25 protein-coding genes are annotated in these 26,080 nt (G+C 44.2%); 4 read left to right on the top strand and 21 right to left on the bottom strand.

Annotation, left to right across the window (positions count from 1 at the left end; all coding sequences use genetic code 11):
- Nucleotides 1-1,021: 1,021 nt before the first annotated feature.
- Complete coding sequence (locus EWH91_RS12775) at nucleotides 1,022-2,347, bottom strand: C1 family peptidase (protein WP_129930432.1); 1,326 nt, start codon at nucleotides 2,345-2,347, stop codon at nucleotides 1,022-1,024.
- Nucleotides 2,348-2,491: 144 nt separating this feature from the next.
- Here EWH91_RS12775 and EWH91_RS12780 point away from each other — a divergent pair, with 144 nt between their 5' ends.
- Nucleotides 2,492-3,691 carry a PrsW family glutamic-type intramembrane protease gene (locus EWH91_RS12780; protein ID WP_129930434.1) on the top strand — a complete coding sequence of 400 codons (1,200 nt, stop codon included), beginning with the start codon at nucleotides 2,492-2,494 and terminating at the stop codon, nucleotides 3,689-3,691.
- 62 nt (nucleotides 3,692-3,753) lie between these two features.
- Here EWH91_RS12780 and EWH91_RS12785 read toward each other — a convergent pair whose 3' ends face one another.
- The 5 genes from EWH91_RS12785 to EWH91_RS12805 all read right to left on the bottom strand — a co-directional run bounded on the left by EWH91_RS12785 (nucleotide 3,754) and on the right by EWH91_RS12805 (nucleotide 8,738).
- Nucleotides 3,754-4,827, bottom strand: a complete 1,074-nt coding sequence (locus EWH91_RS12785; protein WP_165364327.1) for a GGDEF domain-containing protein — start codon at nucleotides 4,825-4,827, stop codon at nucleotides 3,754-3,756.
- A gap of 422 nt (nucleotides 4,828-5,249) precedes the next feature.
- The gene (locus EWH91_RS12790) at nucleotides 5,250-6,185 is read right to left on the bottom strand and encodes an L-lactate dehydrogenase (RefSeq protein ID WP_129930438.1); all 936 of its coding nucleotides are present in this window, start codon (nucleotides 6,183-6,185) and stop codon (nucleotides 5,250-5,252) included.
- A 99-nt stretch (nucleotides 6,186-6,284) separates the two neighbouring features.
- Nucleotides 6,285-6,854: a YdcF family protein gene (locus EWH91_RS12795; protein WP_326407614.1), complete on the bottom strand. Its 570-nt coding sequence runs from the start codon at nucleotides 6,852-6,854 to the stop codon at nucleotides 6,285-6,287.
- A 352-nt stretch (nucleotides 6,855-7,206) separates the two neighbouring features.
- Nucleotides 7,207-8,157, bottom strand: a complete 951-nt coding sequence (locus EWH91_RS12800) for a hypothetical protein (RefSeq protein WP_129930440.1) — start codon at nucleotides 8,155-8,157, stop codon at nucleotides 7,207-7,209.
- Nucleotides 8,158-8,237: 80 nt separating this feature from the next.
- Nucleotides 8,238-8,738 carry an AAA family ATPase gene (locus tag EWH91_RS12805; RefSeq protein ID WP_129930442.1) on the bottom strand — a complete coding sequence of 167 codons (501 nt, stop codon included), beginning with the start codon at nucleotides 8,736-8,738 and terminating at the stop codon, nucleotides 8,238-8,240.
- Nucleotides 8,739-9,280: 542 nt separating this feature from the next.
- Between EWH91_RS12805 and EWH91_RS12810 the strand changes: the two genes are divergently transcribed.
- Genes EWH91_RS12810 through EWH91_RS12820 form a run of 3 tightly spaced genes read left to right on the top strand, consistent with a single transcriptional unit; the run spans nucleotide 9,281 to nucleotide 11,934 of the window.
- Nucleotides 9,281-9,808 carry a glycosyl-4,4'-diaponeurosporenoate acyltransferase CrtO family protein gene (locus EWH91_RS12810; protein ID WP_129930444.1) on the top strand — a complete coding sequence of 176 codons (528 nt, stop codon included), beginning with the start codon at nucleotides 9,281-9,283 and terminating at the stop codon, nucleotides 9,806-9,808.
- A 15-nt stretch (nucleotides 9,809-9,823) separates the two neighbouring features.
- A complete protein-coding gene (locus EWH91_RS12815; protein WP_129930446.1) occupies nucleotides 9,824-10,972 on the top strand; it encodes an MGDG synthase family glycosyltransferase in 1,149 nt (382 codons plus the stop codon).
- A 47-nt stretch (nucleotides 10,973-11,019) separates the two neighbouring features.
- Nucleotides 11,020-11,934 carry a lysylphosphatidylglycerol synthase transmembrane domain-containing protein gene (locus EWH91_RS12820; RefSeq protein ID WP_129930448.1) on the top strand — a complete coding sequence of 305 codons (915 nt, stop codon included), beginning with the start codon at nucleotides 11,020-11,022 and terminating at the stop codon, nucleotides 11,932-11,934.
- 565 nt (nucleotides 11,935-12,499) lie between these two features.
- Here EWH91_RS12820 and EWH91_RS12825 read toward each other — a convergent pair.
- From EWH91_RS12825 to EWH91_RS12895, 15 genes are all read right to left on the bottom strand, one after another.
- The gene (locus tag EWH91_RS12825; protein WP_240697367.1) at nucleotides 12,500-13,657 is read right to left on the bottom strand and encodes a murein hydrolase activator EnvC family protein; all 1,158 of its coding nucleotides are present in this window, start codon (nucleotides 13,655-13,657) and stop codon (nucleotides 12,500-12,502) included.
- A gap of 189 nt (nucleotides 13,658-13,846) precedes the next feature.
- On the bottom strand, nucleotides 13,847-14,269 hold the full coding sequence (gene cymR, locus EWH91_RS12830; RefSeq protein WP_129930450.1) for a cysteine metabolism transcriptional regulator CymR: 423 nt from the start codon (nucleotides 14,267-14,269) through the stop codon (nucleotides 13,847-13,849).
- Nucleotides 14,270-14,531: 262 nt separating this feature from the next.
- The gene (gene merA / locus EWH91_RS12835) at nucleotides 14,532-16,166 is read right to left on the bottom strand and encodes a mercury(II) reductase (protein WP_129930452.1); all 1,635 of its coding nucleotides are present in this window, start codon (nucleotides 16,164-16,166) and stop codon (nucleotides 14,532-14,534) included.
- 20 nt (nucleotides 16,167-16,186) lie between these two features.
- On the bottom strand, nucleotides 16,187-16,579 hold the full coding sequence (gene merR, locus EWH91_RS12840; protein ID WP_010023125.1) for a mercury resistance transcriptional regulator MerR: 393 nt from the start codon (nucleotides 16,577-16,579) through the stop codon (nucleotides 16,187-16,189).
- 116 nt (nucleotides 16,580-16,695) lie between these two features.
- Nucleotides 16,696-17,859, bottom strand: coding sequence for a geranylgeranyl reductase family protein (locus EWH91_RS12845; protein ID WP_129930454.1), 1,164 nt, complete (start codon nucleotides 17,857-17,859; stop codon nucleotides 16,696-16,698).
- 52 nt (nucleotides 17,860-17,911) lie between these two features.
- Entirely contained in the window at nucleotides 17,912-18,364 is a 453-nt protein-coding gene (locus EWH91_RS12850) for a hypothetical protein (RefSeq protein ID WP_129930456.1), read from the bottom strand.
- A gap of 38 nt (nucleotides 18,365-18,402) precedes the next feature.
- The gene (gene lgt, locus EWH91_RS12855) at nucleotides 18,403-19,194 is read right to left on the bottom strand and encodes a prolipoprotein diacylglyceryl transferase (RefSeq protein WP_129930458.1); all 792 of its coding nucleotides are present in this window, start codon (nucleotides 19,192-19,194) and stop codon (nucleotides 18,403-18,405) included.
- A 205-nt stretch (nucleotides 19,195-19,399) separates the two neighbouring features.
- A complete protein-coding gene (locus EWH91_RS12860) occupies nucleotides 19,400-20,053 on the bottom strand; it encodes a methyltransferase family protein (protein ID WP_129930460.1) in 654 nt (217 codons plus the stop codon).
- 35 nt (nucleotides 20,054-20,088) lie between these two features.
- Nucleotides 20,089-20,460: a cupredoxin domain-containing protein gene (locus EWH91_RS12865; RefSeq protein ID WP_129930462.1), complete on the bottom strand. Its 372-nt coding sequence runs from the start codon at nucleotides 20,458-20,460 to the stop codon at nucleotides 20,089-20,091.
- An 18-nt stretch (nucleotides 20,461-20,478) separates the two neighbouring features.
- Nucleotides 20,479-22,554 carry a copper-translocating P-type ATPase gene (locus EWH91_RS12870; protein WP_240697368.1) on the bottom strand — a complete coding sequence of 692 codons (2,076 nt, stop codon included), beginning with the start codon at nucleotides 22,552-22,554 and terminating at the stop codon, nucleotides 20,479-20,481.
- A 426-nt stretch (nucleotides 22,555-22,980) separates the two neighbouring features.
- On the bottom strand, nucleotides 22,981-23,256 hold the full coding sequence (locus tag EWH91_RS12875; protein WP_129930464.1) for a DUF2933 domain-containing protein: 276 nt from the start codon (nucleotides 23,254-23,256) through the stop codon (nucleotides 22,981-22,983).
- A 203-nt stretch (nucleotides 23,257-23,459) separates the two neighbouring features.
- Nucleotides 23,460-23,651: a DUF2933 domain-containing protein gene (locus EWH91_RS12880; protein WP_129930466.1), complete on the bottom strand. Its 192-nt coding sequence runs from the start codon at nucleotides 23,649-23,651 to the stop codon at nucleotides 23,460-23,462.
- Nucleotides 23,652-23,754: 103 nt separating this feature from the next.
- Complete coding sequence (locus EWH91_RS12885) at nucleotides 23,755-23,955, bottom strand: hypothetical protein (RefSeq protein WP_129930468.1); 201 nt, start codon at nucleotides 23,953-23,955, stop codon at nucleotides 23,755-23,757.
- Nucleotides 23,956-23,978: 23 nt separating this feature from the next.
- Nucleotides 23,979-25,358: a HAMP domain-containing sensor histidine kinase gene (locus tag EWH91_RS12890; RefSeq protein ID WP_129930470.1), complete on the bottom strand. Its 1,380-nt coding sequence runs from the start codon at nucleotides 25,356-25,358 to the stop codon at nucleotides 23,979-23,981.
- Nucleotides 25,355-26,068, bottom strand: a complete 714-nt coding sequence (locus EWH91_RS12895; RefSeq protein ID WP_129930472.1) for a response regulator transcription factor — start codon at nucleotides 26,066-26,068, stop codon at nucleotides 25,355-25,357. The genes EWH91_RS12890 and EWH91_RS12895 overlap by 4 nt, the downstream gene beginning before the upstream one ends.
- Between the last annotated feature and the right edge of the window lie 12 nt (nucleotides 26,069-26,080).

A 26,080-nucleotide genomic window follows, 5' to 3' on the forward strand; every position in this document is an offset into this window, starting at 1 on the left:
TCTTAAATGGACAGGGAAGCCGAAAGGCTTTGAAACAAATCCTATAGGAATCCAGGAGTCATTCCAGGTATCCGGATCCAACTGGAAATTCTCTTGGATTGAGCTCTTACTACTAATATACGAGGAGGGTTTATTGTATTCATCTCATATCACTCATTTCCGTATCATATTGAACGCATCAAAAAAGAGAGGCCGTCAATCCCCTCTGTCATGACGTTTACATGAGGTTATTACATGAAAAGACTGATCCCGTTGCGCCAGGCGCTGTCGAAGCTGATAGCTTATGAAATTAGCGGACGAGACCGGCTCTTCTCAATCTGAGTGATGCTGTCATAAGACAACCCTCCATTTTTTCAATCCATAACATTTTTATCATAGCAGGTGCAAACCATTTGGGCAATGGAAAATGGATTATGAGCTTTTTGCGATGTTCATTTTTTATCACGCCGATCTAAACCGATGTAACTTTTCCGTATTGCAAAGGTTTGTGATCCCTTTCAAAGCCGCCACAGGCTATCTCCCATCTTGCGGGGATTTTCATCTCACTTACTTGTCATCAGATGTTTTGTCCTGAGCGCAAAAGTAAAATAAGCGGAATTTTTCCGATTATGCCAGGAAAAAAGTTTCATTTCCCGTCTTCTGAGTCAATAGGCGGAATCTCTCCGTCTATTTTAGTTATTTTTCATATTAATTACTTAAGTAAGCGGAATTTTTCCGCCTATTCATCTGATCATGCGCGAACCTGATTCCCCAGCCGACAAGAGTGGACACCAGGTACTCTCCCTTTCGTATTTTTCATATGGGGGTAAATTTTTGACCCTGCGACTTCAGATTTGCCCCTGTTTTGGGAGAAAATAACCTCAAAAATCCTTATCATACCCTCTGACACAAGGGGTTCCCCGCATCGCAATGAGCTCGATTCCGACCATTATTTTTCTTACTGGCCTTCATAGAAAAACGGCCTGTTGCTGAAAAAGCAACAGGCCGCGAGTCAATCCATCTCTTACAGAGTCAACAGGATTCAGGCAAGTGAATCCCAGGGGGCAAGTTGTACAGGTTCCATATCTGCGATTTTCCGCTGCGCCTCCGTCAGGTATTTGCGGCGGACAACAACCTCATAAGTGAACGCTTCAAACCAGCTGTCACTCATCACAAAGTAACCTTTTTCACCATTCTTTTCGCCCCAGCTGTTTTCAACCTTCCACTGCCGGACCTTTTCTCCATCAAGATCAACGCCGGTCAGAGTCATGGCATGTGACACCGAGGCTTCACCGTATCGCAGGCGATCTGCTTTACTCATCGTCAGGTCAACATCGAAAAGATCGCCGGTTTTATAAAGCTCCGTATCCAGCAGGCCTTCCTTGCGATTCATCTGTTTCAGTACATCATTTCCAAACCAGACGGTCTGCCCATCTTTAAGCTGTGCAACGGCAGCTTTCCGAAGGGCATCCATCTCGACATTGACGAAGATGATCGGCTTTCCCTCAATGATGTTGTCCTGGGCCGGCATGCTGTAGCTTTTGTTCAGTTCCTTATCCGGTGAATTGGTCAGAACAACATAATCGTCAAGGTCCATATCAAAGTAATCATGAAGGAATGCTGTCGGGGTCAGATTCTTCTTCAGATGATGTTTTTTATCATCATCCCTGTATTCCAGATCGAATGTGGCCGGCGGCTCACCAACCGCCATCGCGGTCATCCGGTAGACCTCCTCCAGCATCTTCTGGCGCTGCCCGCTCAGTTCATTTTCATCTGCACCATCCTGCTTTAATTGGCGCAGAACTTTTGCGTCACGACGCAATTTCAGATTAAGGGTTTCCCGGAATCCGGTGGTATCATTTGTATTAAACGTCTCAGGCATTGCGTAAGCAGGAACGACCCCGTACTTCTGTATCAGCCCTGCCGCCATTGCCCATTGACCGCCGTCACCCGCAGGTCCGTCCAGTTCAGTCAGATAAAAACGGACTTCCCTGTCGTTTGCTCCTTTTTCCGCCGTCCTCAGGATTTTCTCATAAAAGATATTCGCCCGTTCAATTTTATCCCAGAAATAAAGATAAGCCTGTGACAGCTCAAAAGCTTTCACCTTATACTTCTTTGCGAACTGATGGCGGAGTGTATTCAGTGTCGCAAACATCCAGCAGCGTCCACTGTTACGCTGGTTCGTCACTTCTCCTGTCTCGACTTCGACTGAAAAAACACGATTCAGCTTTTTCCTTGCTTCCGGATTGTAACTGGCTTCAAACACGCCGCTGCGCATCACTGCTCTCTGAATAACCGCCGAACTCGGATGATCCGCAAAATGGTTATGTAATGCTTTTATTTCCTGACTGGTTAATGGATGAGACATGACAAACTCTCCTTTATAGAAGTCTTCCTTAATAAATATAACGCACACACGCGATTAAGCAAGCAGACGTCATCAGCAACACGAATCCTGTCGTATAATAAGAGATAGCGAATTTCAGAGATAAAATAAAGAGGTGCGGTTCGTTTGGATAAAGAGTGGTTTTATTCCACAGGTTCAGAAGTCAGAGGTCCTTTCTCATCTGATCAAATGATTCGCCTCGCTATAGATCAAAAGATTAACAGAAACACGCAGATCATCGCCAGAGGGATGACGGACTGGGTGCCCTTCGCCGCGTCGGATCTGCATGCTCTGATGAAAGCACAAAGCGGAAAGAACAGTGCGCAAGCCCCGCATGCCACAGGCAGTCTTATCCGTGCCGCTGCCCGACGAATCAGCGAGATGACCGGAGAAACGGGACCGGTCAGCCTGAGTCTGAAAGATATTTTTTCTGAGGTATTCAAAAAGCATACGAAAGAAGACGGTGAAAAAATATTTATTGCCGGGACCGTCTATACCACGCCAAAAGTGAAAGATATTTCTGCGGATTGGCCGAAACCCTGGCTGTTCTTCCGCGTGTTTCTCGTCTCAATGATCGTCTACGGATTACTCTATGTGTGTGCCATCAGCCTGAGAAATCCAGTGACGCTTCCGGGATTGATTCTGGTTGGTTCCTTCGCTGTCCCCTTTTCCCTGGTCGTCTTCTTTTTTGAAACGAATGTACCGCGAAACATCAGTATATTCAGTGTCGTTCAAATGTTTTTTGTCGGCGGGACCGCTTCCATACTGGTCTCCCTGTTTCTTTACAGTATCGTGCCTCTTGATCAGCTGACGATGACCAGCGCAATCGGTGTCGGAGTGATCGAAGAAACCGGGAAGATGCTCATCGCCGCCTGGTTCATTTACCGGCTCAATTCCCGTTACGTCCTGAACGGACTCCTGATCGGTGCGGCGATCGGGGCCGGATTTTCTGCTTTCGAGACCGCAGGCTATGTTTACCTGTTTCAGGCGTTTGGCTTGAGCGATACATCGTTCCTGGACGTGATTTTCGAACGCTCCTGGACAGCTGTCGGCACCCATACGCTGTGGACGGCCATTGCCAGCGCGGCGCTCATGATCGTCAAACAGGATCAGCCGCTTCACTCCCGTCATTTCATGCAGCGGCGTTTCCTGACATTCTTCGCCATTGCTGTTGCTCTGCATGCCGTATGGGATATGCCGATCATGAATGGCTCTGATCTCAAAGTCATTGTGCTGACTGCAATCGGCTGGTTCATCGTTCTGATCCTGATGAACAGCGGTCTCCGGCAGGTCACGCGAATGATTCACAGCGAAACAGGTCATTAAAGATGAGAACGGACAGCAGAGTATCTCTGCCTGCCCATTTTTTTATAATTCTGATTTTATGATTAGAGAAAAAGAGCTGCACGGTTTCCACCATTCCTTTTCGCCTGATACATCGCTCGATCCGCACGTCTCATCAATTCAGGAAGCGCCACATAATCCGTCCTCGGAATCGTTAACCCGAGGCTGATGCTCAGATGAGCGCCAATACCCCTGGATGTCTGAAACGTGCTGTCATAGATCTTGCGTCTGATCCGCTCGGCCACCTGTTTTGCCTCGTTCTGATCCGTATTCGGAAGAAAAACCCCAAACTCCTCACCGCCAAGGCGTCCGATCAGATCCCCTTTTCGCAGGACACTCCGGCTCATATCCGTCACCTGTTTCAACGCCAGATCTCCCATAGCATGACCGTATGAATCATTCATGCCCTTAAAATCATCAATATCAAACAGAATGAACGCACAAGGGTATCCATTATCCTGATGCCATTGCAGTTCTGCCTGAACAGACCCTTCGAAAAATCCCCGATTGGAAATGCCAGTAAGTGAATCCGTGTGTGCAAGGTGTATCAGACGGTGCTCCAACTGTTCGGAGTACCTCAGATAGTAGAAGGAAGCATAGGACAATCCAGTGAAACTCGCCAGTACATTGGACAGATACATAAAATGCGTCATAGCCGTATTGGTTTCTGTAATGGGTGGGAAAATTTCTGAAGTATAGAAAAGTAAAAGTGCGACCGAAAAAAGGGTACTGGTCAGCATCAGGCGCAGAATACCTGAAAATCCCGAAAAAAACACAATCGGCACCAGGGCGAGCAGATAAAAATAGTATCCTTGATCCCAACCGTAGACAATGATGCAGCCTGTCGAATGGGCGACGATCTCAATCGTCCAGATTATACCTGCCAGGCGGGTCCGGCCCGCACGATTCAGCCGCAGACAGAAAAAGTCAATGATTACAGCCAGTATATTATTTATGAGAACGACCGGATTGCCAAGCATATAGAATATCGGCATAAATAAAATATGGGCGAGAAAAGTGAAGGAAAACATCGTATGGCAAAAAGCAGAAAATTTTCTGTTTCCCCCGGTTTCTTCGGAAGACAGCTCTGCCCATTGTTTTTTGGAAACATGTCTCATATCATAAATCATCCTCTGCTCGGGTGATGATCAATAACGGCCCGATGATTCTTACAGACAGCTGCGTTGGCCGCATCTCATTGATCTTCAATAACAGATGAAACCGCTACCGGTCAGTCTGTTAATCTATTTCACGGATTCAACCCTTTTCCAGTTTTATAGGACCTTTTTATTATAACTTAATACCTATTATCCGTGTGAACTATTTTCACCTGTCCGCTTCCGGCAAGGACATCAGACGCATGTCACCGATTCCGGTGTTACAGATCCAGGGAGGGCAACCCCCCCGGAGCCCTTTTATCACCAGGCGTTGCACTTCAGGAGAATAAAAAGCTCGCCGGCCGGATGCCGATGAACCATCGGATCTCAGCCAGCGAGCTTGTATTCATATGGAACGAGTGTCAACGGTTCTGTCCGTTCACTCAGTTAACTTGTTCATTAAACGTCTGGAATTTTTCTTTAATCGTATCTGCCGAATGTTTGAATTTGGCTTCCTCTTCATCTGTCAGCGGCAGAACCGTAACTTCTTCAATCCCGTTTTTACTGATGATGGCCGGCTGCCCGACATAAGTGCCGTACTTTTCGCTGTAGCAGGAACAGATGTAGGCGGCATGGGCATCAGAGAGCACCGCCTGGCTCAGTTTAACCGCACAGGTTGCAATGGCCCAGCTGGTATACCCTTTACCCTTATAGACCTCCCAGCCGCCGCGGCGTGCTGCTTCTTCCAGATCATCCAGATTCAGATCCCGCTGTTTTGCAAGCGCTGTAATGTCCAGGCCATTTACACGAACCGTAGACCATGCCGTGAACTGGGACTGGCCATGCTCACCATAAACATAGCCGCTGACGTTCTTCGGATCGCAATTAAACTCGTCGGACACAACTTTCTGCATCCGCGCCGTATCAAGGAAAGTCCCCGTTGCAAAAACCTGCTGACGGCTGAGTCCGGTATTTTCCTGGAAATATTGCGTGATCGCATCACATGGGTTCATCGTATCAATGGCAACGCCGTGGAACCCGGAAGCTTTAACTTTAGGGGCAATGTCTTTTACAATTTCTTTGGTGTATACGAATTCCGCCCAGCGATTGCCCTGCGCCTGTTTCTCCTGATACGCCAGAATATTACCGGCAGTAATAAACAGGATGTCTGCGTCCGCAAGTTCACTGTAATCATTGATTTTAATAATCGTCCGTGTTTCAATCCGGCCCTGCATATCCTGCAGATCAAGCTGTTCCGCCCGGGCCAGTTCCTCATTCTTGTCAATCAGAATCAGTTCGTCAGCAATTCCTTTTGATACCAGGGTAAAGGCAACGGCCGCGCCAACGTGACCGAGACCAATGATGGCATATTTTCTCATCTATCTGTCTCCACCTTTCTGAAATGTGAAAATGTATATCCTTTTTAATTTTAACATAATGATCAATTCATGAGCCCGTTTTCTAATATTTTTCTAAAATCAGAGCATACGGGAAATATAATGACGCATGTATTTCCCTGTTTTCTCCATCTCTTTCATGACGACATGAATGCGATGATCATCCAGAAACCAGTTTTGTTTCGTTATCCCCGTCCGGTCAACGATTGGGCTGACATAGAAAAGCGTGTGCCGAAAGTGAATTTGATAGGTTAACAACGCTCTTCGTGCATGGTAGTTTTTACAGACGAGAATGGCTTTTTCAGGCATTATACCTTTCTGCTGCAGCACATTCCAGGAATATTCCGCATTCTCAAAGGTATTGGTTGCCTGATCTTCTTTAAGAATTGCCCCGTCCGGTACACCCAGAGACAGTCCGATTTCCCGTAAAAATGCCCATTCCGTCGTTGGAACGTTCCGACTTTTTCCTCCGGATGGAAGGATGAAGGGAGCTAGCCCCTGATGATAGAGTTCTGCCGCCCTGACCATTAGCCCGGACTGACCGCTCCCGGGTATCAAAATGATATTTGAGGGTTTAACCGGCGTTTCAAAGAACATGAAGTCTGTAATACAGTCAAAGGGATGCGACATGCGATTCTCTCCTGCTTTCATTAGAATTCCCTTTCCCTTTTTCACTTCCACAGGATTATGGCCAATTCCTTTATTTCTCCATAAAACGGATATCGGAACCTGGTCCGGCATCGCTGCCAGGTAGCTCTATAAATGAGACGGAAGAATTCCGCTTAACTTAGTAAAAAGGATACCAGGAAACTTCAATAGGCGGAGAGATTCCGCCTATTGTCTCAAATAGCATGAAATTGGGAGGACTTTTCATTGCCTAATCGGAAATCCCCCTCTTATTAGATTTCGAAACCCGTTCTATTCTGCATTTAAGCGGAAAATCTCCGCTCATGAACCAAGACAATACTATTTACAGGCACGAGATTTCTGCCGGAAATTTTCATTAAACCCATCGCTCAATTATATTGTTGCTTAAACTGCACAGGCCGTCCAGATTATCTTTTTCTAAGGGTATAAAGCCGATCCATCTTAATTCTTTTTGGAGTCTTTCCGGAAGTTGATCATAGACGTGTTCAAAACTGATGGAATCATTTATACAGAAAAATAACCACAGCGCCTCACCATACATCTGCCATTGAAGATTAAGGGAGTCGCCTGTTTCAATGAATCGCTTATTCTTACGTTCAACTAATTTCTCCTGCAATGGATCAAGGTCGAAAGGTGCTTTCACATGATGTGCTCTTAAGTACTCACGGAGCCGGTGAAGAATGGGCGAAAAGTCAGTCATTACCTCGCAATCACGAAGAGGTGCATGTGTCCGAAACGCACGGTACAGGTCCTGATCCTTCCGAATGCAGGGGATAACGCGGCTTGTGGACAGACTGCCTTCCTTCAGAAATAAATTCAAAAAAGCAGCTTCCGACCAGGCACCCATCGCTTCATTCGTCGCTGAATAGAAGCGACCAGCCTGAAAAAAACGTTTTGTAGCCAGAATCCTGTCCTGAACAATGGCCTGAACCGTACGAATCATCTTCTTCTGACCTGCTGATGAATTTAAAAATTTTTTCGCATCACTTTGGACGCAGCTGAGAAGATTGTTTTTGTCTTTAATGATTTTAATTTCATTTAGAAAGCGATACGCCCAGGGATTCTGGTAAACAACTTCCAGCCGCGGTATTGGAGAACATTGAACCTGGATCAGAGTATGACGAAATTCAATGTTTTGATCGCAAATCTGCGTCGAATGATTATAGACTGTCAGATCAAGATCACTGTATCGATCTGCTGTTCCTCTTGCTGCCGAACCGCCAATTGAAACGCAGCATGCACTGGGATAAAAAGAACCAATAAAGCTCATGGCCAACTGCATTAATTCATGACTTCTTGAATTCATCGGAATCAACTCCCGCAGACACACTTTAAGTTATTCTTAGCCGGTTTGACGCATTTGGACCTGATTTATGCCTTGAACCGTTATTTCCTAATCCGGTCAATGATTTTATATGCTGCCTGTTCAGCGGAAAGATGGCTCACGTTGATTTTCTGTGTCGCTAATTTCTGGTACAGTTCCATTCGCTCATAGCTTTTCTCAAGTGCATCCATCGTTCGGATACCGTTTTGAGCGTCCTTTGCGAAATGTTCACGTAATGTTTCTTTTGAGCAGATCAGCGAAAATTCACACAGTTCAAAATCACCATGCAATTGCGAGAGAATCTGGTCAAAAATGGATTCACGATGAAGCACCCAACAAAAGACAAGATAGCGAAATGAAGAATTCGCCAAATATGCATTCAGTAAATATGTAATATTGTCCGTAACCATTGCTTTATTTTCTTCCGAGAAGACCCAGGGATTCATTTTCCAGCACCAGTCGCCATCAAGAAATACACTTGGTGCCAGTTTGTCTGCGACGATTTCCGAAACGGTTGACTTCCCGACGCCCATTGTTCCATTAATTATGATCAATTTTTTCAATCTCATCAACCCTCATTCATCTCTTATCCGCGGCCAGTATCGCTGTGTTTTGATATCGTTTATACACCCTGACCCTGTCAAAACCCGAAGCCCTTTCTGCGGATCAGTCAGGATGGTACTGATGTGCCGCTGAAAAACTGCTTAAGCACTGCAAAGTTCAATAAAGCAAAACTTCGATCCGTGGGGTGCAGACGAGCCCATACAGGCGTTGCGACAGGGCGCCCTCGTTTTAGCCTGCGCGCATCCCCGCTGATTGTCAATTAAACCCATCGAGCTTCTGCGGGCAGTGGTCCCTCCGGGGCATGTTCGTTTTCTCTCATTGTCCTGAGGTGGGGTCTTATTTCCTTTTAACGCGGGATATCAATTTCTTCTGTCATCGTCAAATGCTCGGCTGCTCATATCCCGCACTGGCCTGTCATGTTGATTCTATCGGCCTTTTAATCTATAGTTAAATAAGAATTCATTGATTTAGCCGCTGCTTTTTATCAGGCGGTTCGATTCGCATAGATGCACAGGCAGCAGTTATTACGCAGAAAAGCGAGATGAACCTTGTGAAACTATTTACAATAATGAATAATCTATTCATTTTTCTGACCATCTCTTTAGTCAACACATACATATCGATAAAGCTGCCCTTATCGATCTTCCACTTTGACAGCTGGCTGTTCAAAGTAAGAAACTGGGAGAGAAACGGAAGGATCTATCAGGACTTTTTAAGCATAAAAAAATGGAAGAACCGGTTGCCGGAACTCAGTGATTTTCTTTCATTCCTTTTTTCCAAAAAACAAATGGAGCATCACAGTGCGGATTATCTGTATCGATTTGCACAGGAGACCTGCCGTGCTGAACTTGCCCACTGGTGTATTATTCTCAGTTCGCTCATTTTCACCCAGTGGAATCCGACCGGCATGTCGCTTCTGATGATCTTTCTTGCTGTCCTGCTTAATCTCCCGTATATCATCATACAGCGATATAACCGGCCCAGAATCCTGGCCATCCTCTCCAGCAGAAGAACGGATATTGATAATCATATGGTCCAGGACTGGGAAGTCATCCATAAAGATATTTAAAGGGGAACTATTAACGTGAACAGAATCCTGTTTATCACTTCTAAGCATACTGGCGGTGGGCATCAAAGTATTATTAAAGCACTCAGTCAGCAGCTTCTTCTTCTTTCCCCGGAAACAGCATTTTCCGTTATCGACGGATTTGAACTCGGCCAAGGGTTTCTCCGGTTTTCCAGCCGCAGTTATGATTCATTTGCGATTAAATTTCCCGCCTTATGGGGACTGATCTATCAGCTCAGCACACCGTTTAAACCGCTGGTCAATTTATTCATTGCACGAAGTATCAGAAAATCTCTGTTAAAGCAGATCCATATCTTCCATCCGGATATCATCGTGTCCGTACATAATCTCTTTGTCGGATCTGTGATTCATATTTTACGTCAGGAAGGTCTGGACATTCCGGTTATTTCTTTGATTGCTGATCTGGACCATGTCACCAGTCTCTGGGCAGACAAACGGGCGAAATATATTCTCTGCCCGACGGAAGAATCCAGACAAAGGATGTTAAAAGCAGGTATGGCAGAAGATCAGCTGATTCTGACCGGGTTCCCGGTCCGCAGAGAATTTTGCGACGCGAACCCTGATGTTCCCTTCCACCGGCCGCTTAAAGACCGGAAAGATCTCTCGGTCCTGCTTATCAGTGGAAGTCAGGGGTCGGCCCAGGTAATCAGGATCGCCAGAACGCTGTTAAAGAATCAGAATATCCGGATCACGATTATTGCCGGCCATAATGCACATTTAAAAAAAACAATGGAGAAGGCATTATACTCCTCCTCTGCCGGAAACCGGGTTACGATCTATGGATTTGTCAGAGAAATGAGCACACGGATGAAGGAAGCAGATCTTCTGATCATACGGGCAAGCCCCAATGTGTTAATGGAGGCCGTCAATCTGTGCAAACCGGTCATCGTGACCGGTGCATTACGGGGGCAGGAGGCCAAAAACCCTCAATTTGTCTTAAAATATGAGTTAGGTTTTGTTTGCAGAGATGTGGACCACCTGCCGAACATCATTTCAGCGTTAATGAAAAATCAGGGTGAACAGCTGAAACAGCTGGCTGAACACCAATACCGGTTTCGAAAGCCGGAGTCTGCCCGCAGAATCACTGAACGACTGATTCAAACAGCCAGTGAAGCCCACACGTCACGAAGTCTTCCAATCGCCTGAGAGCTGCCGGCCACAAACCGCCAAAAAGTTCAGTAAGGAGTCACCAGATGTCAGGGAAAACAAAATTCAAGCTTATTGCAGGAATAATCATCACCATCGTGATCATCTATTATTCGATAAAGTCGCTCGGAAAACTGGATCTCAGCCTGCTGGAACAATCGAAAATCAACTGGTTCCTTGTCTTTTGTTCCATTGTCATCACAATCTATTCCAATTATGTTCGCGGTCTGGGCTATACACTGGGTATGGATCCGAACATAGATCGGCTGACTGCCTTTCAGATTGTTGGCATCGGACACGCAGCAAACATGGTCTTACCTCTCCATATTGGTGATGGGCTGCGTCTGGCCTTCTTCCCAGCTGGTTACTCCGCGATTCGCCGTACGAAACTGGTGGTGATACCGGCTATCGCCGACTCGATCGCAATCATCATGATTTCACTCTTTGCTGTTCCCTTTTCCGGGTTCAAAGACCCTGAAATCATGCGGACGTTATGGATTCTTTTCTTTACATGTATCGCTCTGGCCGTCGTGTTTCTGGCAAGTATTTTCCTGATTCCGCGCTTCCGCAAATATATGAATGACTACTTAAATATCGGCCTGCTGAAAATGATGTTCTGGGCCTTTTTATCCTATCTGCTGCTGCTGATCGCCACATGGCTGGGGCTAGCCGCCTGCGGGTTTGGCCTGTCTGCATCGCTGCGGATGTCACTGGCCGTTTTCGCCACAACGAATATTATCGGATTTATTCCCGCCTCACCTGGTGCTGTCGGTCTTTTCGAATATGGGGTCATTATCGGTCTTGCCGGACTGGGGGTCTCGCAGAGCACCGCACTGTCGGTCGGTCTCTTGCTTCATGTGAGCCAGTATGCGGCCATGCTTCCGATGGGCATCATCCTGTATATCATTGCCCTGAAAGGTAAATACGGGAAGGAACTGAAAAAGTTGCTGCAGCAGAAATAACGCCGGGCAGTCACGAGCGCGTTGGTAAGCCTTTTTTTGATGGAGTCTGCCGGATGATCCGTCATTCGTTTGCACAGCGACCCTGAATTGAAAGGCGGACACGGCGGATGCATTCTATTTTCGATCCAGCAGTGCGACTGTCTCGATCAATATAGAATGACATCACATTAAATATTTAACGATCCAGATGATGGCTATCAAAGGTAGGCAACATGTTCAGGTTCAAGTTGGACATTTCCGAAAATAGATGTTCATGCTTGCTGCATCTGTTGCAGGAATACCTCCTATTTAAAAAAGCCCGGACGGAATCATTATCCGAGCGGGCTTTTGAGTGGATATATTTACTACTTTGTTATCTGACATAATTCTATATACCTGACTTTCCTACAATGAAAAATGAACTCTTTTGGAGGATTACTTTGTTGATGGGAATATGAGCTCATAACAGCAACTTTTTGATTCCACTGTTATTTTATAGTCGATGTTACAGGAATAAACATAATGAAGTGAAAATGTTACCTGCTGGTAACTTACCCTTAATGCATGAATAGTAGAAAATATCATTCTATTGAATATAGTTCGCTGGGTTAACCGCTCCCTTATGTGGTGGTGGAGTCCATGGCCCTATGTATAATTCAAAATGCAGATGAGAACCAAACGATTCCCCCGTATTACCCATTCCTCCAATGACTTGGCTCTGTGCCACTCGTTCACCTGTAGAAACATTATAAGCATTTAGGTGAGCGTAAACCGTCGTATACAATCTCCCATTGATTTTATGGGAAAGCATCACCGTATTTCCATAACTGGAAGATCTATAGGCTCTGAATACTATGCCATCCGCAGCCGCCTTTACCGGTGTTCCTTCACTGTTAGCTATATCTATTCCAGGGTGAAAGCTATTGCCAAACGACCTCTTACCAAACCCTGATGAGATATAACCTTTAGTAGGATTTATAAAAGCCGACCGGCTCATAGATAATTTTTTAATTTCTATTGACGGCGACTGTTTATTGACTTCGCGTGTTTGAGCTTTAGTAATTTCTGTTTCTTCTTTATTCATTTCTTTCTCTTTGATTTTTGAAGCTTCTTTTCTTAATAATGCTAACTCGCTGCGTTGATCTGCCTTTTCATTAAGAAGATCCCTTTCTAATTTTCTTAAATCCGCCAATCCATTTTGCAATTTTCTTTGTTCCTTTGTTAAAGAAATTCTTTTAGATACCTGATGCTTCTTATCGTTCTCTTGGGCGGTCAGTAATTTTTGATCATTTTCATAAATAACTTTCAGTGCAAATAACCGATCAAGAAAATTTCCAAAACTTTCTGCACCTAAAAGTACATCAAGATAGCTTATTACCCCTCCATTGATGTATATGGAACGAAGTCGTTTTTTTAATAATTTTTCTCTGGCATTGATCTGCCTGGTCAGCCGATTAATTTCCTTATTCAACCACCTGGATTTTTCTTGACTCTCATCTAATTTGCTCTGCTTGTCCATCACATTTTTTTGTAGTGTTTCAATTTGCTTTTCAGTGGCCTTAATTCGTTTAACTACCACATCTTGTTGCTTATTGTTGTTTGTTAGTTGTGGATTGTTTGATAGATTCTGTTTAATATCCGTTTGGCGATCAGATGCTGCCTGTACGTTATACGCATTAAAACCAAGCGTTAATGAAAGTACCATCCCTAAAGTCATAGTCACGTGTAAATAGTTTCTTTTCACTAATTTCTTTCCCCTTTAACTTCCTCTCTGTTCTATGGAGTATTAGGTGAAAGACCCCCGTTCCGTACTACGTTGAATGATATGTCTGACAACTATCTCTTAAATTTTCAAACCCTTTAAATTTCATTTATATTTTTTATTCTGCTTTACCCCTTTAGAGCCCCTCAATTGGTCCATTCGAACATTGCGCTAAATATAAAACATATTCGGACCTTGAACTTGTGAGCCTGAATCATTATGAATCAAATCGTCAAGCGTTGTCCTCTCCAAAATATTACAGACGGCATCGTGAATTTTTGCCCACATTTCACGTTTTGCTAATTCATCTTCTTCAGCGACTTTTACAGGTTGAATCGGGCCATCTAACACCCGAATAACATCCGCTGCCGTGATCTCTTTTGGGGTTTTCGACAAAATGTACCCACCGTATGCACCACGTACACTGTTTACTAATCCGGCGTTACGGAGAGGGGCGACCAGAAGCTCCAAATAATTTTCGGAAAGATTATAGGCCTTAGCAATTGCATTCAACGACAGTGGTCCTTTACCCAGATTTTTGGCCAAAGCCATCATAATCGTCAGTCCGTAACGGCCCCTTGTCGAAATCAGCATCAAAAGGACCTCCCTAAACTGCCCTTAACATGACATTAATTAGTTTCGATATTTTCTATTTAAAGATAATAAGCAATAAATGTGTGGATTTTGTTTGGAAACTATGTAGAAATAAAATATGTTGTGAGGTGAAACACCTGCCATTACGTATGGCAGCAGTAAAACATCAGTAAAACAACATCATTCTGATTTGAAGTAAATTGTCATCGGAGTTATGTCTTTTTAAATTAGCCTTAATTTGTTTCGTTAATTATTAATATTGTTATCCTGCACAGCAAGACAGCGAAGATATATCTTTGTCAAATGTGAGTGCTGCTAATCTCAGGCCTTCCGCCATAGTCAAATAGGGTGCAAGACTTTTCTGAAGATCTTCTACAGTCAGCCCGGACTTAATAGCCAAGGTTGCAGCATAAATTACGTCTCCAGCATTTTCAGCAACAATATGGACGCCCAAGACCTTGAGTGTCTTTGCTTCTGCCACTAATTTAAAGACACCAGTCGTCTCTCGATTAACGATTGCTCTGGGCACGGTACTTAAAGGCAGAACAGACGTTTTTACCTTAAGGCCTTTTTTTATTGCCTGCTCTTCCGTTAATCCAACCGTGGCAGTTGATGGAGTTGTAAACATAACGCTCGGTACAAAGTCTAAGTCAGTTTTTTGACCAAGTCCTCCGACGGCATTGTCTGCAGCAAGACCGCCTTGATAAGCAGCGACATAGACGAATTGCGGGCCGAGCGTGACATCCCCAGCTGCATAAATACGTGGATTGGTCGTTCTGGAAAATTCATCAATGAGGACTTCACCCCGGGTACCGACCTTAACGTTTGCTGAATACAGATTTAAGTTTGCTGTGTTCGGTTTGCGTCCTGTTGCGACAAGCAACTGCTCTGCTTCAATAACTTGTTCCTTACCCTCAGTCTTTATATGGACTTTCTTTATCTGCCCGTCTTGTTCGATACGCTTGAATTTTATTCCGGTAATAAAATGAATACCTTGTTGTGTTAAAGCTCGTGTTATGGTTTCCGATATTTCCGGATCATATTTTTTTAATAATTGATTGCTCTGCTGCATCAATGTTACTTCCGTACCTAAATGATGAAAAAGCTGACCTAATTCAAAACCTACATAACCGGAACCGATGACCGCAAGACGTTTCGGGATCTTTTTCAGTTCAAGTAAAGTTGTGCTGGTTAAGAAATCCACATGATTTAATCCGGGAATATCGGGTATGAGCGGTGAAGCACCGGTGGCGATTAAAAAACGCTTTCCCGTCAGTCGTCTGCCATTCACTTCGATCGTTTTTTCATTGACAAACTTTGCCTCTCCTTTAATAAGTTCAAAACCATAAGTTCCAATTAAATTTTCATACTTTTGGATCCGTAATGTTTCAACCAATTCATTTTTTTGCTCAACCAGTTGCGCTAAATCAGCTTCAGCTGCTGAAGTGTGCAATCCCTTGAATGGATAATTTTTTGCCTGGTTATTGATTTCCCCGGCTCTGAGCAAGGTCTTAGAAGGAACACAGCCGATATTAACACAGGTACCGCCAACTATACCTCGTTCAATCATTGCCACTCTGGCGCCATACTCTCTGGCTTTAATGGCTGAAGCAAAAGCCGCACCGCCAGAGCCAATAATAATGTAATCGTAGTCGTCTTCTTTATCAGAATCTCCTTCTGATTGGATCTGCATAAAATTTACAGGTTGATAGTGTGCTTCAACTATTGCCCGTTCCACAGTCTCCTTTTTAATACTAACCGGGAGCCCAAAAAGAGCTTCCCCACGTTGATAATTAACCTTAATGTTTCTTGCACCAATATGTTCCAGAGTACTTGCCACACGGTCTTCACACCCGGCACAAGTCATCCCCTGAACAGTCATTCGATACGTTATCATATGATTTCCTCCTCGTATTCTCACATTAAGGATTCAATAATGGGGCACTCATAAATCTCTTTATTCTCAGGACATCTTTTTTTCAGATCGACAAGCATCTTTTCAAGTTTGTTTAATTCCTCGATTTTATGCTGTATCTCACCAATCTTGTTAACGGTAAAATCATATATATCTCTGCACTTCACTTCATTGCGGTCAACAACGCCTAACAACTTGTCAATTTCATTCAATGTAAATCCTAATCTCTTCAACTTTTTAATAAAATTCACTCGGTCCACTGTTTGAGCCTTATAGATACGGTATCCTTTCGCTGTACGAGAGGGAATTGGAATTAGCCCCAGCCGTTCATAGTACCGGATCGTTTCTTTGTTGACGTAAGTTCGGCTGGCCAGCTGTCCGATTCGTAACCCCATTTGTTTCACCTCATATACAATATAAACCCTGTACCAAAGTACAGGGTCAACCTTTAATCCTAAACATAACTCCGTATCATGACGGTAATATCATTAATTGGTCTTTTAGAATGGACTCAAGTGAAAATAGAGCTTTTCAGATTCAAAAAATGGCCGTACGATTTTACTATATTGAATTTCTTGTACAGTTTGCTATAATCTCTTTTTCCTTCTAATACATCAAAAACTAAGCTTAATAACTTAGGAAAACGAGAAACAATCTTTTGCATCAATTTCGGATTTTTGTAAAATTCCCGGCCAAACTGATCTAATGTACTGAGTTCGGGCATGATTGTCAGATCAACATCTCTTTGATAGGTTGAGAATGCTTCATTATATCCATCCCTGATCGTCTTTATTAAATGGTCAGCAAGTAATTCAGCACTCCACAAAGCATAGTAGATGCCCTCTCCGGCAAATGAATCGACCAGTCCGGCTGCGTCTCCGATTAATGCTGTTCGTTGCGCCATGATTGTCTGCCGGGTACCGCCGGCAGACAAAAAAGATCCTTTCGCACTCAGCAGATCTCCACTCACTTCCTGATGGTTAAGAAATGAATGCAAATATTTCGACATCAATTTCTGACCTAACGAGTAAGAACCGATACCTGCCGATAGAATTCCATTTTTCGGAAATATCCATATATATCCGTCAGGTACACTGGTATAATCAATGATAACTTTGTTTTTATATTTTGTGTTTGTTGTCTGGTTACATCTGAATTCATATTCCAATGCCAGAGCTTTCCTGCGTTCCAACATTAACCCGACCTGTTTCGCAACGATACTGTTTACGCCATCGGCTCCAACCAAATACCGTCCTGAATATTTCTCATCCCTTGTGAAGACCTCGACCCCTCCACCATACTCGACCACTTTTTTAACGAAGGAATCCTCTTTCAGTTCTGCACCACAGTCAACGGCATGTTTCGCCAGTAGTTGATCCAATTCGTCTCTCATTACCATATAAATAAACGGCGTTTTATGTTTAAACTCCTGAATGTCATGATTTCCTTCCACCGTGACAAATGAAGTGATCTGATCTCGAATAATCGGTGTGATATCAATCGGCATTTTCAGGAAGGCTCTCTTGGTAACCCCGCCTCCACATACTTTATAACGCGGAAAACTTTGCTTCTCTAAAATTAAAACATGAAGCCCTGCTTCAGCAAGCTTTGCTGCCAGTGAACTGCCACCGGGACCTGCTCCGACAATAATCACATCATAAACCTTTGAATCCATTTTAATTCCTCCAGCTTACATCACTTTGAATATAATTAATATAATTGCACGACTACCTGTTCGTAACGCCATGATTGTGATCATGAGTGTTTATACTGTCATTGTTGGAATCCTGATTTTGTGTATCTTGTGTATCCGGAGAAGGCTGAACGAATGTGGCGATCGTTTGGGGGATCGCAGAAAATACAATCACAATTGAAAGAATTGATGAGATAGCATAAACCCACGCGATGGATCGTTCATGGCTCCATTTACGTTTTGCAACGAAAATAAATCGGACTGAAATAAGCAGAGAAACAATTAACAGAATCATCTTCAAAAGAGGTGACATATTAAATAAAAACGCTCCAATCGATGTCAGGCCCACTGAAATTAACAGTACATGCAGCCAATGGTGGGAGGTAGCAAGAATGGCGAACAGAACAGATCCTATTGACTTCAGCCAAGTTTTCCTCTGACCTGATTTCTTTGCATCCGAATCAGATTCAAGCGCTCGTTTTCTCATAACTTTTCTCCTCTCTACTCTCTATATTCCCTGTTTCCTTAAATTTTTTCCCCTTGATAATTTTTCGTTTGCCTGTAGCGTCGGATCATAAAACCAATAGCGATTATAATTGTAAGCAGGGCAGTCACTTGAGCTGTTTTCAAATTAAATACGGTTCTGAGGCTGTCACCTCTCCAGAACTCCAAAGAAAATCTCAAAATTGAGTATAATTCCAGCATCAGAAGGAACAAGAATCCTTGAAATGGTTTTCTGTGTTTAATCAAAAACAGGATACCCAAAATCACAAGATCGCCAATCGCTTCGAATAAGGGGGTCGGCAATACCGGCGTGCTGCCAAAGGCGTGGTAGACAAACGTTCCCGGAGGATATGTAACAGCCAGAAACGAATCACTTGGAATACCGTAGGCATCACCTGCGAAAAAATCGGATAAGCGGCCGATAGACATTCCGAGTATTAACGCCGGAGTGACGATATCCGCTACTTGCCAAACCGGCAACTTATGTTTTTTAGCAAGCCAGATGCCAATTAAAATTCCACCAAGAATCCCCCCCTGCAAGGCCAGTCCACCCATCCAAACCATAAGTATTTCTCCTGGGTGAGCCGCATAATAAGGCCATTTAAAAAGTACATACCATAATCTCGCCCCTATGACTCCACCCAGTACACAGTAAAGAGCAAATTCAACCATATAATCGGCATTAATATTCTGCTTTCTGGCCTCACGATTCACAATCCATAAACCAAGCAGTGTTGAAAGTGCAACTGATACTCCCAAAGTATTGATCGCTATTGGGCCAACCCTAAATAAAACAGGTCCTGGAAACCACACGTATCGTCATCCTTTCCATGAATCTCATTTCTCTAATTTGAATCTTATAGTAAACATTTGTGGAAATGATGTAGAAACGGTAAAGGAAATAATACCCCGTTCATGTTTTCTCTATCGGCAGATGTCATTTAGTAGCGTTAATGATTCGACTCTATCTATGAGTAAATTAGAAAAGATGACGATTAATAAACCATAGTCAACTTTTTTACGTTTGTTCTTTTTTTGTAGAATTAATCAAATGAATCCGTGGAATAAATCTGGGCACTCTCTTCATATAATCGATATACTCTTTGCCAAACTCCTGTATCATGTTTTGTTCTTCTTTTTTGGCCAGTCTTCTGTACATAATTAATAATGTGGGTGCCATGATCAGCGTAATCAATGTGGGCCACTGTATCAGGAAGCCAAGGATACTGAGCCCAAAACCAGTGTATTGAGGGTGACGGACAAATCGATAAATTCCATCCTGGACTAATTTTCCATGGCCAGAATGTATTTTTCTCCAACCAATCCAAATTATAATTAACCCACCAAAAATAAACACATTGCTTAATGGATGCAGAATTTCAAACAATACCGGAGATCCTCCCGTTAGCGCCACCCAGAGATGGCCATTTATATGATTGAAGGGATCAAGGACCGGATAATTTTTACCTAAAATCGATGTCAGAATATAAATGGTCAAAGGAAAACCGAACATCTCGCTGAACAACGCGACTATAAATCCTGTAAATGCCCCTAAGGTTCGCCAGTCCCGCTTCGTTGTCGGCTTAAAAACAGACAGTGCAAATAGTCCAAAGAAAATGATGTTAAACAGAACAGCGCCCCATAGACCATATGCGTATTCATTCTCCGGCAAGACTAAATCTCCCCTCTCAGCTGTTTTTATTTGTTTCAGTTTTTAACAATAATCTTTCCCTTGAACATGCCCATTTGGCAATTAAAATCATAGGCACCTGTTTTCATAGGAGGAAGATCGACGATCACTTTCTCGCCGGCAGGAAGCGTTGCGCTTTTCTCAAAATCGGGAAAGACCACCATGCCGTCGCATGCGCCGGTCTCAACTCGAGTAAATTCAAATCGAACTGGCTTCCCGCTCTGTACAAAAATTCGGGAAGGATTGTAACCATTCTTGACAAGAATCTTTGCTTCCTGGTATCCGGATGCATTGATTTCCGCCTGACTCCCACCTTTTTTCGGTCCCCAGAAAAACCAGGCTATGACACCCACTAATAACAATCCTCCGATCGTAACAATCCAATCCAATCCAATCACCCTCTTTTTTTAACTGAATTTTAATTTTAATCCCTTTAAACGATTAGCATTAAGGACAACGGTTAAAGAACTGAAAGCCATCGCGGCCGCAGCGAAAAGCGGCGATAATAAGATTCCGGTGAAGGGATAGAGGACGCCTAAAGCAACGGGAATGCCGATTGCGTTGTATATAAAGGCACCAAATAAGCCTTCGTAAATGTTTCTCATCGTTGCGCGGCTCACTTTGATTGCACTGACGACCCCTTTCAGACTGCCCGAAATTAGAGTAATATCGCTGGCTTCGATTGCGACATCTGTACCGGTTCCGATTGCAATACCGACATCCGCCTGAGTAAGCGCAGGTGCATCATTAATGCCATCACCAACCATGGCCACCTTTTTGTCCTCTTTCTGGAGATTTCGGACATTCTCAGCTTTATCCTGCGGAAGCACCTCTGCCAGTACTCGACCAATACCGACCTGTCTGGCAATCGCATGAGCCGTCCGCTCATTGTCCCCGGTAATCATTACGATTTCAAGGCCCATCGCTTTCAATTCACGAATAACGGATATCGAATCACTCTTTACCGTGTCTGCAACTGCGACAATTCCCCCAGGTTCTCCATCAATTGCCAGAAACATCGGCGTTTTTCCTTGATCGGCAATAGATGAGGCATAACGTTGAAAACCGTCCAGCGGAATATTTTTTTCTTTCATCAATTTTAAGTTGCCAAAATAGATTTTCTTCCTGTCCACAATTCCTTCGACTCCATGTCCCGGGATCGCATTGAAGTCTGTACTTTGAACAACTGTCAGCCCTTCTTCTCTTGCCTTTTCCACTATAGCGGATGCCAGTGGATGCTCTGAACCTTGTTCAATCGATGCGGTAATCAAAAGAACTTCTTCTTTAGAGAAACTTCCTAATGGAATGATATCTGTCAGGGAAGGCCTACCCTCCGTAATGGTACCGGTTTTATCCATAACAATGGTTTCCAGTTTTTGGGCAATCTGAAGTGCTTCTCCTGAACGAATTAAAATCCCATTTTCTGCTCCCTTCCCAATGCCTGTCGTGAGTGACATTGGAGTGGCCATCCCCAAGGCACATGGGCAGGCAATAATCAATGTCGTCACGGCAACGACCAGGGCGTAAACCCATCCGGGCTGCGGCCCAAAATTAAACCAGACGAGATAACCAAGTATGGCTGCGATAATCACCCCTGGTGTAAAGATAGACGAGACCTTATCGACTACTTTTTGAACCGGTATCCGGGAGCCCTGAGCTTGCTTAACCATCTCGACGATGTTGGCCAGAGCCGAATCTTTTTGTTCCTTGGTCACGAGAAGTGTGAAGCTTCCCGTTTTATTCAGTGTTCCTCCGAACACTTCATCGCCCTTTTTCTTTTCAACCGGGATGGATTCCCCGGTCAGCATGGATTCATCAATCGCCGACCCTCCGGAAAGAATGATCCCATCAATAGCAACCTTTTCACCCGGCCGGACGATGATCTGATCGCCGATTTTTATTTCTTCAAGCGGTATCTTGACTTCCTTCCCGTTCCGAACAACATTCGCTGTCTGCGGCTGCAGAGCGATCAACTTATTGATTGCCTCAGACGAACGCCCTCGCGCTTTGACTTCTAACGCCGATCCAAGCACAACCAGTGCCGTAACAACCGTAGTCACATCGTAATATACATCGGCCATTTCCGGGCGGGGGAAAATTTGCGGCCAAAACAGGGCAATCATTGAATAGAGCCACGCTGCCGATACACCGGTTGCGATCAACGTATTCATATTTGCGGAGCGTTGTTTTATGCTCTCCCATGCTCCGATAAAAAATTGTCCGCCACTTCGAATGACAACATACAGAGCTAACAAACCCATGACCAACCGCGTCCACCAGAGTTGTTCACTGCCCATTGGCAACAGGTCTCCCAGCCCAAATAAATTTGGATAAGAGACTAAGATAACAGGAACGGATACGATGGCTGCCCGCCACCATTTTCTCATCAAAGAACGATATTCCTGTTCTTCACCGGAACTTTTCTGGTCGCTCCTTTGTTCTGAATGTGTATGACCTTCCATCATCGTGTCTTCTTCTCTCACTTTTCACCCCTCCTTTGAAATTTTAAAAAAACATGGTTAATTTGTTCTTCTTTAAATGGATGATCCAAACCATCGCTCATGTTTGTTAAATGGTTGTCGACTGCCTGCCATGTACCTTATTGAATAGGTTCCCCTCACTTATAGATGGTATAGGAAAATCATGTAGAATTTGAGTAGAAAGCATGTAGAATCTGTTTACAACTACTAAATAATAAGGTGCTGATCGATTGATGCCCATTCGTCTCTTTTAATATGATGAATGTCATGAATTTTATAATCTCGAGTTACATTTGTTGTTGCTCCTTAAGTTTTGTCATCTTTTCATCCGCCTTTAATATCTACAATGACTATTAAACAGGGGCGAAAAAACCGAATCGATTTTTCGCCCCTGCCGTTGAAATTATCTTTTTCATTTCTAATTTACATTTAATGATGGTGCTCTTTATCTTTTTTCATTATTCCCGGCATCATGAACAGATGCATCAATGGGCAAATGAGGACTGCAGCGAGAATAAGCAGATTTGCGGATCCTGCAACGCCGCCTGTTAAGAATAAACCGACAACCACGGCGATGGGAATGATGAAGCAGATCGCCATCATCAAGCTATGGTTGTGATTATGCGTTCCATGATGATCCAGATTGTTATTTCCCTGGTTGTGATTTTCATGGCTCTGATGATCATGATTTCCGCAACAATTCATCGAAATCCCTCCTGAATTCTATTCCTTTATTACTGTTTTACGATTGGCGCTTCCCCTGATGATGATCATTGTGTCCTTTTAACAGATCCGATTTCTTCTGCGCCTCATGAGTAGGCGTGTGCTGCTGAGTGTGCTGATGGTGCTCAGATTGATGGTCTTGATGATTGTGATCTCCGCAACATGACATAAAACATGTCTCCTGGTTATTCATTTTTGTTTTTGAGTTGCTGCAGTTGCTCGCGTAAAAGGTGATTCTGTTCCTTCAGTTCGTTTAATTCAGACGAATTTTTCTGGTGTTTCGAATGATCTGCGTCTGAATGATCCCCCTTCATCATAAACATCATGGGAAGCATCATCAGGGGGCAGGCAAGTAAGAGTAGCCATGACCAATCCATCGATTTCTTCCTCCTCTCGTTCTTTATACTGAATTATAGGCAGGAATTGTGTGGAATCTGTGTGGAAAACAAGTCTTTATACGAAAAAGAAAATTTGGAGGGACTACCGTTTATTTCGGTAATGAAACCATAAATAGAGGCCGCCGATGACGACCACCGGACAGGCGACCCACATGCAGGCTCTGACAAAAGTCCTTCCGAAAGCGAGTAAACTTTCGTGGCCAAAGGCATTAGCGGAGAAGAACAGGCAGGTCAGCCCCATAATAATTAAAAAAAGGGAAAGAAACCAATCGATTTTTTTCATGGCTGAACGTCGTCCTTTCTCCACTACTTTTTATGAGGAAAACGCAGAATAAAAGTTGTCCCTGTTCCTTTTTGACTCTTCACATCGACTGTGCCGCCCTGCATCTCAACATACTTCTTGACAATGGACAGGCCGAGACCAGTCCCGCCATATTTCCGTGCTCTTGACTTCTCCACACGATAAAAGCGGTCAAAAAGATACGGCAGCTCATGCTCAGGGATCCCGATTCCGGTGTCCGATACAGATAAAACGGTCGCTTCCTTCTCATCAGTCAGCTGAACAGAAACATGTCCCCTTTCCGTATAACGGATCGCATTTTCAAGCAGGTTCAGCAGCACCTGTTCCATGCGCTGACGATCCCCATAAACAGGCGGCACATGATCTTGCAGCTCCAATTGCAGACTTAATTGCTTTTTTTCTGCCTTGAGTCGGACCTTCTGCATAGCTGTTTTCGCCATTTCTTTGAGATCGAGCGGTTCCAGGGAGAGCGTGATCCGTCCCTCTTCCATCTTTGCAAGGTCAAACAGATCATGGATTAAATGTTCCAGCCGGACGGATTCCTGATAAATGATCGAAAGATACTGCTTTTTCTCCCTTTCAGAATCCACCAGGCCATCGTTCAGCACTTTGGCATAGCCTTGCAGATAAGTCACCGGCGTGCGAAGTTCATGGGAAATATTTGAGAAAAAAGCGCGCCGCGAGTCCCGATATCTTTGCAGACTCGCCGCCAGATCATTAATGGAACGTCCGAGCTTGCCGATTTCGTCCCGGCCCTTCACCTGAAGGCGGGTATCCCAGTTTCCCTTTGCCATTTTATCAGTCATTTGCTGCATTTTCAGCAGCGGGCGGGAAAATAATTTGCTCATGATCACAATCAGACCAAGGGCAAGGAGAAAGGCCCCTAATCCGGAAAGCAGCAGCAGATTTCGCAGTTGCTGCAGAGACGCTTCCATGTTTTTCGTTGAAGCCATCACATAGATGGCCGAATGTGTTGCCCCTCCCTTTTGAACGGGCCTGCCAACAATATAAAACTTTCCACGGGCATCGCTTCTCAAAAAAGACTCAGCGTGGCCCTCCAGCAGGCGGCGGGTATCCTGCGCTTTGATTAAAGACAGATTTTCTTCTTCACCAGGAAATGTCACGATTTTTCCCCGGTCGTTTACCCATAAAACTTCTACATCCGAAAACTCGGCAAAGGTACGAATCATCGATTGAGTGGTGGCTTCACCGGACTCAGCCATCGTAGTAAAATGAGCGGCGATTTGCTGCGTATCTTCTTTCATCTGCGTATCGTAAAAATTCATAAATAATCGATCAACGGCAAAACCTGAAAATACCAGAATCACAATCATCAACGCCATCACTGCCGCACCCAGTTCAAGAGCGATCCGATTGATTTTCATGATTGTCCGGCCTCTGTCTCAAATTTATAGCCGACGCCCCAGCTTGTCTGGATCGGATGATAGGCCAGGCCTGATCTTTTTAACTTCTCTCTGATATTTTTGACGTGTATATCGACTACTCGGGCATCTCCTTCAAAATCATAGCCCCATATTTTTTCGATTAACTGCTCGCGGGACAGGACGCGCCCTTTATTTTCCGCCAGTGTCATCAACAGGTCGAATTCTTTAGGCGTCAAATCAAGCGGCTGGTCATGAACAAAAATCCGCCGTCCGTCCCTGTCAAGCGTCAGCCCGGGAAAGTGGAGCAGATGATCTTCCGATTGTTGGGGTGAAACGAAAGAAGCACGGCGAATAAGCGCATGGACACGGGCGATCAATTCTTCCGGATCAAACGGTTTGGTCAGATAATCATCCGCCCCGAGTTCAAGGCCCTGAACCTTATCTTTTGTCTCATCCAGTGCAGTCAGCATCAAAATGGGGACCGTCCGGATTTCCCGAATCGATCGACAGACTTCCCAGCCATCCATATGGGGCATCATGATGTCAAGGATCACCAGGTCAAAAGATTGATTTTTCATTTTCACAAGGGCTTCACAACCATCAGCGGCTTCAACAGGATCAAATCCAGCTTTTGATAAATAGATGCGCAGCAGATTGCGCATCTTCCATTCGTCATCAATGACCAGGATTTTCAGCTTTTTCATGATCATCACCTTTTCTTA

It is taken from the genome of Sporolactobacillus sp. THM19-2, from assembly GCF_004153195.1.
Taxonomy (GTDB): Bacteria; Bacillota; Bacilli; order Bacillales; family Sporolactobacillaceae; genus Sporolactobacillus.